This window comes from Ramlibacter albus (assembly GCF_014297445.1).
GTDB lineage: Bacteria > Pseudomonadota > Gammaproteobacteria > Burkholderiales > Burkholderiaceae_C > Ramlibacter > Ramlibacter albus.
Window position 1 is genome coordinate 40,372 of record NZ_JACORU010000015.1, and the last position, 12,515, is coordinate 52,886.

17 protein-coding genes and 1 pseudogene are annotated in these 12,515 nt (G+C 67.7%); 4 read left to right on the forward strand and 14 right to left on the reverse strand.

Translation table 11 applies throughout. The annotated features are described in order from the left end of the window. Positions 1 to 22 precede the first annotated feature (22 nt). Positions 23 to 802 (forward strand): formylglycine-generating enzyme family protein, encoded by a 780-nt coding sequence (locus H8R02_RS27020; RefSeq protein WP_354004982.1) that lies wholly within the window; start codon positions 23 to 25, stop codon positions 800 to 802. Beyond that, positions 799 to 1,368 carry an SCO family protein gene (locus H8R02_RS27025; protein ID WP_187084633.1) on the forward strand — a complete coding sequence of 190 codons (570 nt, stop codon included), beginning with the start codon at positions 799 to 801 and terminating at the stop codon, positions 1,366 to 1,368. The genes H8R02_RS27020 and H8R02_RS27025 overlap by 4 nt, the downstream gene beginning before the upstream one ends. A 9-nt stretch (positions 1,369 to 1,377) precedes the next feature. Here the strand turns inward: H8R02_RS27025 and H8R02_RS30575 are convergent, their stop codons facing one another. From H8R02_RS30575 to H8R02_RS27050, 5 genes are read right to left on the reverse strand one after another with little or no spacing between them, the layout of a single operon-like run. Continuing rightward, positions 1,378 to 1,692 carry a helix-turn-helix domain-containing protein gene (locus H8R02_RS30575; RefSeq protein ID WP_187084634.1) on the reverse strand — a complete coding sequence of 105 codons (315 nt, stop codon included), beginning with the start codon at positions 1,690 to 1,692 and terminating at the stop codon, positions 1,378 to 1,380. Then, positions 1,685 to 2,011: a type II toxin-antitoxin system RelE/ParE family toxin gene (locus H8R02_RS27035; protein ID WP_187084635.1), complete on the reverse strand. Its 327-nt coding sequence runs from the start codon at positions 2,009 to 2,011 to the stop codon at positions 1,685 to 1,687. Before H8R02_RS27035 ends, H8R02_RS30575 begins: the two co-directional genes overlap by 8 nt. Positions 2,012 to 2,051: 40 nt before the next feature. After that, positions 2,052 to 3,011 carry an ABC transporter substrate-binding protein gene (locus H8R02_RS27040; protein ID WP_187084636.1) on the reverse strand — a complete coding sequence of 320 codons (960 nt, stop codon included), beginning with the start codon at positions 3,009 to 3,011 and terminating at the stop codon, positions 2,052 to 2,054. A 31-nt stretch (positions 3,012 to 3,042) separates the two neighbouring features. After that, positions 3,043 to 3,579, reverse strand: coding sequence for a protein tyrosine phosphatase family protein (locus tag H8R02_RS27045; RefSeq protein ID WP_187084637.1), 537 nt, complete (start codon positions 3,577 to 3,579; stop codon positions 3,043 to 3,045). A gap of 8 nt (positions 3,580 to 3,587) precedes the next feature. Beyond that, positions 3,588 to 3,851, reverse strand: a complete 264-nt coding sequence (locus H8R02_RS27050) for a hypothetical protein (RefSeq protein WP_187084638.1) — start codon at positions 3,849 to 3,851, stop codon at positions 3,588 to 3,590. Positions 3,852 to 3,929: 78 nt separating this feature from the next. On the opposite strand from H8R02_RS27050, the gene H8R02_RS27055 reads away from it, so the two are divergent. Together H8R02_RS27055 and H8R02_RS27060 are read left to right on the forward strand one after the other, a co-directional pair. Continuing rightward, on the forward strand, positions 3,930 to 4,295 hold the full coding sequence (locus H8R02_RS27055) for a type II toxin-antitoxin system RelE/ParE family toxin (protein WP_187084639.1): 366 nt from the start codon (positions 3,930 to 3,932) through the stop codon (positions 4,293 to 4,295). After that, on the forward strand, positions 4,288 to 4,599 hold the full coding sequence (locus H8R02_RS27060) for a helix-turn-helix domain-containing protein (RefSeq protein WP_187084640.1): 312 nt from the start codon (positions 4,288 to 4,290) through the stop codon (positions 4,597 to 4,599). Before H8R02_RS27055 ends, H8R02_RS27060 begins: the two co-directional genes overlap by 8 nt. Positions 4,600 to 4,603: 4 nt before the next feature. Here H8R02_RS27060 and H8R02_RS27065 read toward each other — a convergent pair whose 3' ends face one another. The 9 genes and pseudogenes from H8R02_RS27065 to H8R02_RS27105 all read right to left on the reverse strand — a co-directional run. Beyond that, positions 4,604 to 5,209: an MSMEG_1061 family FMN-dependent PPOX-type flavoprotein gene (locus tag H8R02_RS27065; protein ID WP_187084641.1), complete on the reverse strand. Its 606-nt coding sequence runs from the start codon at positions 5,207 to 5,209 to the stop codon at positions 4,604 to 4,606. 14 nt (positions 5,210 to 5,223) lie between these two features. Continuing rightward, the gene (locus H8R02_RS27070; protein ID WP_187084642.1) at positions 5,224 to 5,496 is read right to left on the reverse strand and encodes a KTSC domain-containing protein; all 273 of its coding nucleotides are present in this window, start codon (positions 5,494 to 5,496) and stop codon (positions 5,224 to 5,226) included. After that, the gene (locus tag H8R02_RS27075) at positions 5,493 to 6,071 is read right to left on the reverse strand and encodes a metal-dependent hydrolase (RefSeq protein ID WP_187084643.1); all 579 of its coding nucleotides are present in this window, start codon (positions 6,069 to 6,071) and stop codon (positions 5,493 to 5,495) included. Before H8R02_RS27075 ends, H8R02_RS27070 begins: the two co-directional genes overlap by 4 nt. A 9-nt stretch (positions 6,072 to 6,080) precedes the next feature. Then, complete coding sequence (locus H8R02_RS27080; protein WP_187084644.1) at positions 6,081 to 6,629, reverse strand: phosphatase PAP2 family protein; 549 nt, start codon at positions 6,627 to 6,629, stop codon at positions 6,081 to 6,083. A gap of 11 nt (positions 6,630 to 6,640) precedes the next feature. After that, a complete protein-coding gene (locus H8R02_RS27085) occupies positions 6,641 to 7,492 on the reverse strand; it encodes an EamA family transporter (protein WP_187084645.1) in 852 nt (283 codons plus the stop codon). Next, the gene (phnA, locus tag H8R02_RS27090; protein WP_187084646.1) at positions 7,489 to 8,703 is read right to left on the reverse strand and encodes a phosphonoacetate hydrolase; all 1,215 of its coding nucleotides are present in this window, start codon (positions 8,701 to 8,703) and stop codon (positions 7,489 to 7,491) included. The genes H8R02_RS27085 and phnA overlap by 4 nt, the downstream gene beginning before the upstream one ends. Positions 8,704 to 8,710: 7 nt before the next feature. Then, entirely contained in the window at positions 8,711 to 9,829 is a 1,119-nt protein-coding gene (locus H8R02_RS27095) for a 2-aminoethylphosphonate--pyruvate transaminase (RefSeq protein WP_187084647.1), read from the reverse strand. 26 nt (positions 9,830 to 9,855) lie between these two features. Further along, on the reverse strand, positions 9,856 to 11,580 hold the full coding sequence (locus H8R02_RS27100) for a putative 2-aminoethylphosphonate ABC transporter permease subunit (RefSeq protein ID WP_187084648.1): 1,725 nt from the start codon (positions 11,578 to 11,580) through the stop codon (positions 9,856 to 9,858). Between the two features lie 23 nt (positions 11,581 to 11,603). Next, a pseudogene (locus H8R02_RS27105) lies at positions 11,604 to 12,452 on the reverse strand (putative 2-aminoethylphosphonate ABC transporter ATP-binding protein); the annotation flags it as partial. Between the last annotated feature and the right edge of the window lie 63 nt (positions 12,453 to 12,515).

A 12,515-nucleotide genomic window follows, 5' to 3' on the forward strand; every position in this document is an offset into this window, starting at 1 on the left:
CTCGCACACAAGGAGCCGCGTCGTGAAACTGCTGCCCGCCCTGGTTGTCGCGTTCGCCGCCTGCGCCGCGCACGCCGCCGAGTACGTCGACCTGCCGGGCGGCCGCTTCGAAAGCGTGCTGCCGCAAGGGCCGGTGCCGACGCTGTCGTCGCCGGTGGACATCGCGCCCTTCGCGATGCGTGCGACGCCGGTGACCGTGGAGGAGTTCGCCGCGTTCACCGCGAAGCATCGCGAGTGGCAGCGCGGCAAGGCACCTGCGCTCTTCGCCGACAAGCGCTACCTGATCAACTGGTCGTCCCCCGCCGTTCCCGGTGCGCGCATGCTGCCGCACTCGCCCGTCACCGACGTGAGCTGGTTCGCCGCCAAGGCCTTCTGCGAAGACGAAGGCGGCCGGCTGCCGACATGGCTCGAATGGGAGTACGCGGCGGCTGCCGACGCAACGCGCCGCGATGCGCGCAGCGACCCGGCGTGGCGCCAGCAGATCCTCTCGTGGTACGAGAAGCCCACCTCCGCGCTGGGCGACGTGGGCAGCGCGCCCAACAGCTACGGCGTGCGCGACCTGCACGGACTGGTGTGGGAGTGGGTGGACGACTTCAACGCGCTTTTCATCGCGGGCGACAGCCGCACGCAGGGCGACCCCGACATCCTGAAGTTCTGCGGGTCGGGCGCGCTCAACATCATCGACCGCGACAGCTACGCCGTGCTCATGCGCATCGCGCTGCTGTCGTCGCTCAAGGCCGCCGACACCACGGGCACCCTCGGGTTCCGGTGCGTCCGGCCGAAACAAGGAAGCAAGACATGAACGATTTCAACATCACGCGCCGCGGGTTGATCTCGCTGGCCGCCGCCGCACTGGCGCCCCGCCTGGCCTTCGCCGAACTGCCCGGCGACTCCGTGTACCGCCTCGATGCGAAACTGGTGGACCAGAACGGCAAGTCCTTCGAACTCGCCTCGCTGCAGGGCGCGCCGGTGCTCGCGACGATGTTCTACACGTCGTGCGACATGGTCTGCCCGATGATCTTCGAGACCGTGCACGCCACGCTGAAGGCGCTGCCGGCGGCGGACCGCGCGAAGGTGAAGATCCTGCTCGTGAGTTTCGACCCCGAGCACGACACCGTCGCCGCGCTGAAGAAGCAGGCCGTGCAGCGCCAGGCCGACACCGCGCAATGGGTGTTGGCCCGTGCCGACGAGGCCACCGCGCGCAAGGTCGCGGCCGTGCTGGGCATCCAGTACCGCAAGCTTGCCAACGGCGAGTACAACCACTCGAGCACGATCGACCTGCTGGACAAGCAGGGGCGCATCGTCGCGAAGACGGGCAAGCTGGGGACCGCGGACCCGGCGCTGGTGGGGGCGATCCGGAAAGCGTAGCGCTGCCGGCTAGGCTTTCTGCGGCACGAACTTCACCTTGAGCTCGCAGCCCACCGCGCTCGCGTAGCGCTTGAGCGTCGCCAGCGACGGCGCGTGCTTGCCCGCGGCCTCCAGGCGCGAGACGGCGCTCTTCGTGGTGCCCATCCTCTCGGCGACCGCGTCCTGGGTGAGCCCTGCGCGGGCACGCGCCTTGATCATCTGGCTGGCGATTTCATATTCGAGCGCCAGCGAGTCGTACTCCTCGGAGAAGCCCTTGCGTGCGCGGGCCTTGTCCAGGAAGTCCTGGTGCTTGTGCGGAACCGGCTTGTACTTCAAATCAGCCACCTTGCAACTCCTTCAGGCGCTTGCGCGCCAACTTCAACTCCCGAGCGGGTGTCTCCTGTGACTTCTTGATGAAGCCGTGGAGGATGACGATGCGCCTGCCCAGGACGAAGCAGTAGAACGCACGTCCGATCCCGGAACGTCCACGCGCCCTAAGCTCGAAAAGGCCGTCGCCGAAAGCGCGCGAGTGAGGCAGCCGCAGGTCCGGACCATGCTCGACGAGCAACTCGACAACCCGCGCATAGTCGGCAAGCACATCGACAGGCCACGCTTCGATCCCTGCGAGTACGCGTTCATGGTAGTACTCGATCTCGAAAGTCATCGGTCATGTTAGCAAATACGCTAACACATCGCAACCGGCGTCAGGAGATGATCTCGTCGGCGCGCGCCAGCACCGCCTTCGAGATCGCCAGCCCGAAGCTCGCCGCCGTGCGCGAGTTGATCACGAGGTCGAAGCGGTCCGGGTGTTCGATGGCGATGTCGCCCACTTTCGTGCCGCGCATCACCTTGGCGAGTTGCGAGGCGCAGCGGCGGTACAACGCCCCCACGTGCGGCCCATAGGACATCAGCCCGCCTGCCTCCGGGTAGTCGCGAAAAGGGGCCACCATCGGCAGCTTCGCGAAGACGGCGGCGCCGGCGATGGTGCGGCTGTGCACGCGCAGCGTCTGGCTCGACAGCACCAGCAGTGCATCCACACGCCGGCTGGCGGCTGTCGAGAACACGCCGGCGATTTCTTCGCCGGAGCGGATCTCCATGTGCACCGGCTCCTTGCGCAGCACGCGGACGGTCGACTCGGCGACTTCGCGTTGCAGGCCGGACGACGTGGGGTCCGACAGCACACCGATGCGCGACAACTTCGGCGCGACTTCGGCGAGCAGTTCCATGCGTTTGCGCGTGATGGCGGGCACGTCCACGAACACGCCTGTCACGTTGCCGCCGGGGCGCGACAGGCTGGCGGCGAAGCCGCTCTTCACTGGGTCGTAAGAATCGTCGACTGCGACAATGGGAACAGTGCGCGTCGCGGCGCGCGCGGCCGCCAGCGGCTGGTTGCCCCGCGCGAAGATGACGGTCGGCGCCGACTGCGCGACCTCCACGGCGAGTGTCGTCAAGCGCTGGACGTCACCGCCTGCATTGACGTCCGTCACCCGCACCGTCTTGCCGTCGACGAAGCCGAGGTCGCGTAATGCGTCGACGAACTCCTGCTCGTACGAGGCGCGGGGCGGGCTGAGGCGCAGGATGACGAGGCGCGGTACGACGCCCTGCGCGAACGCACCTGCCATGGATGCCACGGCCGTACCGGTGATGAATGTGCGGCGACGCATCGGCGCAGCCTAACAAAGAGCCTCAGCCGGCTCAATAGGGCTCGAATGCGACCCCGTGCTTGCGCAACTGCGACACCATCAGCTCGCGCCACGGGCCGCGCGGTGACCAGATGCGGGCAACCGCTTCGTAGGCGCGCTCGGGCGGCTCGTGCAGGGCGATGACCCGGTACAGGAACATCATCGTCGACGCCCGCATGTTCACCTGGCAGTGCACCAGCACCTTCTTGCCCGCAAGGCGGGTGAGCGCGCCGGCGACTTCGAGGTAGTGCTTCTCTTCGGGGGAGCCGAAGGGTATCGGCACGTGCACGAACTCGATGCCCTGCTTCTGCAGGATCGCATGTTCGTCGGCGACGGCGTCCGGCACGGTACTCGGCGCGAGGTAGATCACCGCCTGGAAGCCGGCCTCCCCGAGCGCCGCCAGGGCGCGTGCGGGAGGCTGGCCGGACGTCACGAGCAGTGGCGAGACCTGCACTTCGTTGGGCAGGCGCGGCGAAGCTTGCGCGTAGGCGCCAAGCGGAATGAGCACCGCGGCCATGAACGCCCGCCTGCTGGGCATGTCGTTGTCCACGGTACCTCCTAATCCGCGACGAACACCATTCCCATCGTGCCGAACGTCATCGTCCGCTCGCCCACTGTCGTGGTGGAGGCAACGCCGTACGAGTGGTAGTTCGAAGCAAATGCCGCGAGCTGCCCGACGCCCAACGCCCCCGCCAGCGGGCTGCGCTGCGCGATCGTCTCTTTCAACTTCGCGCGGTGCCGCTCGGGCGAGGGGTTGAGCACGAAAGCAAGGACGAGCAGGAACACCAGCGCGGCGAGGGTGATGACGAGTTTTCGGGTCATGGAGCGTCCTTGCGCAATCAGCCGCGATCGTAGCAACATGCTCTTGACAGCATATGCCTCCGAAGACATAATTCGTTGATGTCATGGGACGTCGAATACACCGACGAGCTCGAAAGCTGGTGGTCGACGCTCTCAGGGGATGAGCGGGAATCCGTGGATGCATCGGTCCGCTTGCTGGAAGCTTGCGGGCCGAATCTCGGTTACCCGCACTCCTCGGGTATCGGCAAGTCGCGTCATCCCCACATGCGCGAATTGCGGGTCCAGCATGAAGGGCGGCCCTACAGGGTGCTCTATGCGTTCGATCCGCGCAGGTGCGCCATCCTGCTCATCGGGGGTGACAAGACGGGCGACGCCCGCTGGTACGAGAAGTTCGTGCCGGTCGCGGACAGGCTGTACGACGTCCACCTGGACGAGTTGAGAAAGGAAGGGTCGATCAATGGCTAAGAAGTTCAGCGCACTGCGCGCCAGGATGACCCCCGAGGCGCAAGCACGCGCGGCGGCCCGCGCGGAGGCGATGCTGGTCGAGATGCAGCTGCAGGAGTTGCGCAAGAGCCGCAATGTGACACAGACGCAACTCGCCGCTGCGCTTCAAGTGGAGCAGGCCGCTATCTCCCGGCTGGAGAAGCGGGAGGACATGTACGTGAGCACGCTGCGTCAATACGTACGTGCGCTTGGTGGGGAATTGAAGCTGATCGCCGCCTTCCCCGAAGGCGACATCCAGTTGCACACTTTCGAGCCAGCGCGTTAGCCCCTCACAAGTCCGGCTGGTACCGCCGCTCCATCTCCTCGCGCGTCTCCGGCGCCACGCGGATGCCGGTCTGCTCGCTGATCATCTGGCCGGCCGTTGGAAGGAAGGAGCGGTCGACCTTCGACGACTCCGACCACAGCTTCGAACGCAGGAAAGCCTTCGCGCAGTGCAGGTAGGCCGCGGCGACGGTGACGCGGATGACGAGCTTGGGCGCGCGGCGCTCGTTGGTGCAGGCGGCGATGTCCTCGTCGGCGGTGGCCAGCACCGCATCGCCGTTGACGCGCAGCGTCTCGTCGAAGCCGGGGATCATGAAGAGCAGGCCCACCTTGCCGGTGGCAACGATGTTCTCCAGCGTATCGAGCCGGTTGTTGCCCGGCGCATCGGGGATCAGCAGCCGCCCCTGGGCATCCACCTTCACGAAGCCGGGGTCGCCGCCACGCGGTGACGCATCGGTGTTGAACTCCGTGTCGCAACTGGAAAGCACAACGAAAGGCGACAACGCGATGAAGTTGCGGCAATGCACATCCAGCGCGGGGATTTCCTTGCGCACGGCGCGCGGTTGTGGCTGCGCGTAGAGGGTGCGAAGGGTGGCGAGGTCGTCGATCTGCATGGGCGCAGTGCTCCTTACTTGGATTCGTCGTCGCCACCGAACAGGTCGCGCAGGTCCTTGGGCTTGCCTCCCGCGCCCGAAGACCTGGGCGTGCCCTTCGGGTACTCCTCCGCGATCCGGTCTTCCCAATACGTGGTGGGATTCGGCGCCGCGCACATCCGCCGGAACACCTCTTCCGGCACATGCTTGTACGCCAGCACGCGCCCGTCGTCCCAGTGCAGGTCCAGCTGCTTCGAGCCGGCGTCGTAGTCGGCCTTGCGGATGCGGCCGCTGTTGAACGTCTTCACAACCATCCGATCCCTCCCCGCCAGCGGCGCAAGGTCGCCACCAGTTCGGCGTCCGCCCGCGCGCTCACCAGCGCGAGCGGGGTGTAGCCGGTGCGCGTGGCACGCGCGAAAGTCCATGCGAGCAGCAGCGCGGTGATCACCATGTTCTGCCAGCCCACCAGCGGCCACTGCCCGGCCCACGCGAACTCGGGCTTGGGCGACAGCGGGGCGAGGTAGTAGATGCCCCAGATGTCCTGCGGCGTGGAGCCACGCGAGCCGATGAGGTCGCACAGGAAGTGCAGGTGCACCGCCACGAAGGCGCAACCCAGCACCATCGCGCGGCGCGTGGCGAGCGCCGCGCACATGGCGGCGATGACGACGGCGGCGGGCAAGCCGTGGCCGTACATGCGATGGAATTCCTGGTAGTAGTTGGTCTCCGGCAACCCGAAGGTGCGGGTCGCGAAGTCCACCACGATGCCTACGCCGTCCAGGTCGGGCGCGACTCCCGCGAGCGCCACCAGCGCCTTGTCGCGCGGGCTCGCCTGCAGCCGCTCGAGAGCCACCCATCCGACCAGGAAGTGCGTGATGGGGCTCATCGCATGGCGCTACCAGGTGTGCGTGTAGTTCAGCACCACGGCCTTGTCGAAGTAGCCGATGCTGGCTGTCGAACGCGGCGTGGTGTAGCGGCCGGTGAAGGCCCAGGACGACAGCACACCCACCGCCGCGCCGGCGACGACGTCACGGGTGAAGTGGTTGTGCGTGTGGACCCGCTTGTACGCCGTGGCCGTGGCGAGCGCATAGAACGGCAGCGCCCACTGCAGCGAATAGCGCTGGTGCACGAAGCCGGCGGCGGCGAACGTGACCGCGGCGTGGCCGGACGGGAAACTGTCCTTCTCGCGGCCGTCGGGGCGCTCCTCGCGCACCAGCTTCTTGAGCACTTCGGTGCTGCCTGCCGCCAGCGCGGTGGAGAACACGAGCTGGCGCACGCCCTCCATGTCGTCGTGGTACACACCCACCGCCATGGCAGCCGCGGGGAGCGCCACGCGCATCACCTGGCCGAAGCGGTCTTTCCGGGAGATCTCCGTCTGTGCCTGGGCGGACAAGGCCACCAGGACACCGGCCGAGGCGGCCGCGATGCGTAGGAAGGTTGTCATGGCGGGCAAGCTTAACCCAACCGCAACGACACCACGCCGGCGACGATCACCGCCGTGCCGACGGCCCGCCGCGCGGTGAACTGCTCCTTGAGGAACCAGGTGCCAATCAGCGCGGCGAAGAGCACCGAGGTCTCGCGCAGCGCGGCGACCATGGCGACGGGCGCCCGTGTCATCGCCCAGAGCGCGATGCCGTACGACCCCAGCGATGCGGCCGCGCCGACGACGGCGACGGGTGCGCGTGCCTTGGCATACGGCCACGCCACGGCAAACCCGCGCCGGTACAGCACCAGCAGGCCGAAGGGCCAGCCATCCAGCAGGAACAGCATCGACACGTATTGCAGCGCGGAGCCGCCGTCGCGCGCCGCCGCGCGCACGCCGATCGCGTCGACGACGGTGTAGAGCGCGATCACCACGGCGTTGGAGAGCGCGAAGGCGACGGCCTTGGGGCGCTCGAGCGCATGCGACGACAGGCCCAGCACCAGCACGCCCGCGCACACGCCGAGGACGCCGGCCCAGGCCAGCGGCGACATCGTCTCGCCGACCGTCCATGCGGACGACGTGGCCACCAGCATCGGGCCCACACCGCGCATCAGCGGGTAGGTGAGCCCAAGGTCGCCATGCTTGTACGCGCCGGTGAGCGCGATGTAGTAGCCGATGTGGATGACCACCGAGGTGGCGATGTAGGGCCAGGCCGAAGCAGGCGGGATGCCCGCGAACAGCACGAGCGGCAGGCCGACGACCGTGCCCACGAGGTGGATGACGGCGGTGTCCAGCGCCTTGTCCGTGCTGGACTTGACGAGTGCATTCCAGCTGGCGTGCAGCAGCGCGCCGAAGAGGACGGCGGCTACGACGCCCCAGGTCACTCCACGTGGTTCAACACGAGGTCGAACGTGTCGAAGTTGCGCCAGCGGCGGTTGGGGTCGATGCCCGTGAGCTTGCGGTTGACCACCAGCGGCACGCGCTGCTCGCTGATGCCGCCGTGCGAGCGCAGCGGCGCGTCCAGGCCCGACAGGTCGTGGCGCGAGTGCGACGTGCCGATGACCGTGAAGCGCTCGGAGACGCACACGAGGTCGCCGATGCGGTCGGCGGGCAGCTCGAAGCGGCGCGCGGCTTCCTCGCGCGTGAGCACCGCTTCCATGCCGCGCAGGCGGGCAAGCTCCTCCACCAGTTGCGCGACGGCGCTGACGGGCGGCAGGTACACGGTGGCAAACGAGCCGAGCGCGCCGTGGTGCACGACATAGGGGTCGGTGATCGGCAGGATCACCCTCGCCTTGCCCGCGCCGATGCGCGCGTCGAACCAGTCCTGCAGGTAGATCACGTCCGGCTGGCCGTCCATGCCCACCTTCGCGTTCATGCCGTGGTCGGCGGTGAGCGCGACCACGCAGCCCATGTCGTCCAGCTGGCCGAGGTAGCGGTCCATCATCGCGTAGAAGTCGTTCGCGCCGGGCGTGCCGGGGGCGTGCTTGTGCTGGATGTAGTCCGTGGTGGAGAGGTACATCACGTGCGGCCGGTGCGTGCGCATCAGCTGCACGCCGGCCGCGAACACGAACTCCGACAGCTCCGCGCTGTACACGTCGGGCACGGGCATGCCCACGAGCTTCAGCACCTCGGAGATGCCGTTCTCCGCCACCGTCGCTTCATTCGCTTTCTCGGAAGAGAAGCAGATGCCCTTCATGCCGTGCCCCAGCAGGCGCCGCAGCTTGTCCTTGGCGGTGACGACGGCCACCTTGTGCCCTGCTTCGGCCAACGCCGCGAGGAGCGTGGGCGCGCGCAGCCACTTGGGGTCGTTCATCATCACTTCGGCATTGCTGGCGGTGTCGTACAGGTAGTTGCCGCAGATGCCGTGCACCGAGGGCGGCGCGCCGGTGACGATGGACAGGTTGTTGGGGTTGGTGAAGCTGGGCACCACGCAGTCGGCCACGAGACCGGTGCCTTCGGCGAGCGTGCGCTTCAGCCAGGGCATGCGGCCGGCGGCGACGGCCTGCGCGAAGTAGTCCGGCTCGCTGCCGTCGATGCACACCACCACGGTGGGTTGCCGTGGCGGGCGGTAGCTGCGCTCGTTGACCGTGAGCATGGCGGGATTAAAGCACGGCCTCGGCGGCCTGCGTGCGGATGCCCATGGCATGCAGGACGTCGCGCACGGCCTCCACGGCGCCTTCCATGCCGCGCTCGCCCAGCTGGCCCATGCAGCCGACGCGGAAGGTTTCCACGGTGGTGAGCTTGCCGGGGTAGAGGATGTAGCCGCGGGCCTTGACCGCGTTGTAGAACTGCTTGAATTCGTACTTGGGGTCGTCCGGCGCGTGGAAGGTGACGATGATGGGCGCCTGGATTTCCGGGGGCAGGAAGCTGCGCAACCCCAGCTTCGCCATGCCTTCGACCAGCGCCTTGCAGTTGCGCTGGTAGGCGCCGCCGCGCGCGGCGAGGCCGCCCTCTTCGAAGTACTGCGTCAGCGCGGAGTCCAGCGCTGCCACCACGTGCGTGGGCGGCGTGAAGCGCCACTGCGTCGTCTTGCCCATGTAGACCCACTGGTCGTACAGGTCCATCGCCAGCGAATGGCAGTTGCCCTCGCTGGCTTGCAACGCCTCGCGCCGCGCCAGCACGAAGCCTATGCCGGGCACGCCTTCGAGGCATTTGCCGGAGGCGGCGATCACCGCGTCGAAGGGCGTGCGGCGTGCGTCGATCTCCAGCGCGCCGAAGGAGCTCATCGCGTCGACGATGAGGCCCTTGCCGTGCTTCTGCGCGACGAGCGCGATCTCGTGCAGCGGGTTGAGGATGCCGGTGCTGGTCTCGCAGTGCACCAGCGCCACGTGGGTGATCGACGGGTCCTTGGCGAGCAGGCGGTCGATGTCCTCCGGGCGCACCTGCGCGTCCTCGGCGTACTCGAAGGTGGTGAGCTTGCGGCCGAGCACCTTGCAGATCTTCGCGATGCGCTGGCAATAGGCGCCGTTGACCGGCACCAGCACATGGCCGTTGCGCGGCACCAGCGTGCCGATGGCGGCTTCGACCGCGAAGGTGCCGCTGCCCTGCAGCGGCACGCACTCGTGCGTGCCCTCGCCGTGCACGATACGCAGCAGGCCCTCGCGCAGGCGCGCTGTGATCTGGTTGAAGTCGCCGTCCCACGAGCCCCAGTCGCGCAGCATGCTTTCCTTGGTGCGCGCCGAGGTGGTGAGGGGGCCGGGGGTGAGGAGGTAGGGGGTCATGGGGGTCTCCGTTCTGGGATGGGGGTTCAGCCGCGGCCGTAGCGCCAGGCTTGGGTTTTCCTGAGCAGGACGCGGGTGGCGAGCGCGTACACGAGGCACACGGCCACCGAGGTCAGCACGGTGAGGCTCGCGAGCGCGGCCGCGGGGCCGATCTCGCCGGCTTCGTCGAGGTTCATGATCGCCACCGACGCCAGCACCGTGTCCGGCGAGTACAGGAAGACGACCCCCGACAGCGTGGCCATGGACACGACGAAGTAGTAGCGCGCCACGTCCAGCAACGCCGGCAGGCACACCGGCAGCGTCACGCGCCAGAACGTCACGTAGAACGGCACCTGCAGCGACGCCGATACGGCCTCGAACTCGTTGTCGATCTGCTTGAGCGCCGTCACGGCTGTGAGGTGGCTGGACGTGTAGTAGTGCACGATGACCGACAGCGCGAGGATCGCGAAGCCGCCGTACAGCCCGTTCATGGGGTTGCCCGGGTGGTTGAAGAACATGATGTAGCCGAGGCCCAACACGAGGCCCGGCACCGCCATGGACAGCATCGCCAGCAGGTGGAAGAGCGGCCGCGCGATGTCCAGCCCGCGTGTCTTCTCGGCGAGGTAAGCACCGATGAACACCACGGCCGTGCCGGCGAAGGCCACCGTGAAGGCCAGCTTGAGGCTGTTGCCATACGCGGAGGCGAGGTCGCTGCCGACGAGGGCGAATTCATAGTGGCGCAGCGTGAGCGACAGGTCGTAGGGCCAGAACTTGATGAGGGACGTCCACATCGCCATGCCCACCACCGCCAGCAGCGCCGCGCAGACCAGCGCGCAGTACGCCGTCATCAGCGCATCGAACACGCGATGCGGCCGGGGCGCGAATGGCACCGAACGCGCCGACAGCTGCGCGCGCAGCTTGCGGCGCACGCGGCTGTCGATGCAGAACGACACGATGGATGGGATGAGCAGGATGATGCCCACCACCGCGCCGCGGCCGAAATGCTGCTGCCCCACCACCTGCTTGAACACGTCCACCGACAGCACGTTGAAGTTGCCGCCGATGACCTTGGGTGCGCCGAAGTCGCTCACCACGTAGGTGAAGACCACGGTGGCCGCGCTCACCAGCCCGTACTTGCAAGAAGGCAGCGTGATGGTGAAGAACTTGCGCAGCTTCGACGTGCCCAGCGAATCCGCCGCTTCGTAGAGCCGGCCGTCCGCGAGCGACAGCGCCGTGAGCAGGATCATCAGCGCGTGCGGGAAGGTGTTGTAGACCTCCGCGAGGATGATGCCCAGCGGCCCGTAGATCGTCTCGACACCGAGCGCGGTGAGCAGCGGCTTGGCCACACCCTGGTTGCCGAACCACTGGATGAACGCGATGGCCGACAGCAGCGACGGCGCCAGCAGCGGGATCAGCGCGACGAGGCGGAACGTGCCCTTGAAGGGCGCGCAGCTGCGATGCAGCGCATACGCGAACACGAAGGCCAGCGGCACCGAAATCAACACCACCACGGCGGAGACCCACACCGAGTTCCACATCGCCTGCAAGAGCGCGGGCGTGGAGAGGTAGTCCATGAAGTGGGCCAGGCCGATGAAGTGGCCGTTGTCGTCCTGCACCGCGCGCACCAGGATGGCGGCCATGGGTGCGAGCAGGAACAGCACGAGAAAGCCGCACACCGCCAGCAGCACGGCGCGGGCGATCCAGTCCTCCTTCGCGAGTTCGAGGTGGCGGCGCTCGACGGGCGCCTCGTAGGTTCCGGCGACTGCACTCATGCGGCCGCCCCCGTGGGGAACATCGGCCGTACGTAGAGGCGCACGTTGTCGCCGGCGGCGTACCGCTCGGCCCCGGAGCATTCCAGCTCCAGGTCGCCGGAGCGGAAGCGGCCATCGCCCAACGCCACCGCGGGCAGCACGTTCATCTTGCCGACGAAGTCCGCCACGAAGGGCGTGGCGGGCCGCTCGTAGATGTCGGCGGTGGTGCCCACCTGCTCGATCACGCCGTGGTTCATCACGACGATGCGGTCGGCCATGGAGAGCGCCTCTTCCTGGTCGTGCGTGACCATGATGGTGGTGACGCCCAGCTGCTGCTGCAGGCGGCGGATCTCGCCGCGCAGGCGCACGCGCTCCAGCGCGTCGAGCGCCGACAGCGGCTCGTCGAGCAGCAGCAGCCGCGGCGATGTGGCAAGCGCACGCGCCAGCGCCACCCGCTGCTGCTGCCCGCCCGACAACTGGCTCGGGTACTTGCCGCCCGCGCCCGGCAGCCCCACGAGCTCCAGCAGCTCGGTGATGCGATCGTCCACCAATTGCTTCGGCACCTTGCGGTTCACCAGCCCGTACGCAATGTTCTCCGCGACGGTGATGTTCGGGAACAGCGCGTAGCTCTGGAACACGATGCCGTAGTCGCGCTTGCTCGGCGGCAGCCACGAGATGTCGCGGCCGTTCTGCAGGATGCGGCCGCCGCTTTGCGTCTCCAGCCCCGCGATGATGCGCAGCAGCGTGGTCTTGCCGCAGCCCGAGGGGCCCAGCAGGCAGAGCATCTCGCCATGGCGCACCGCCAGGTCGATGCGGCGCAGCGCGGTGAAGCGCTCGAATTGCTTGTGCACGCCCTCGATGGCGAGCGCGGTATGCGTGACTTCGGTTTCCAACGGTGCTCCTCGGGTCGGGGATTCGACTGCGGATTGATCGTAGATCGCCGAATGCCTTCTGTC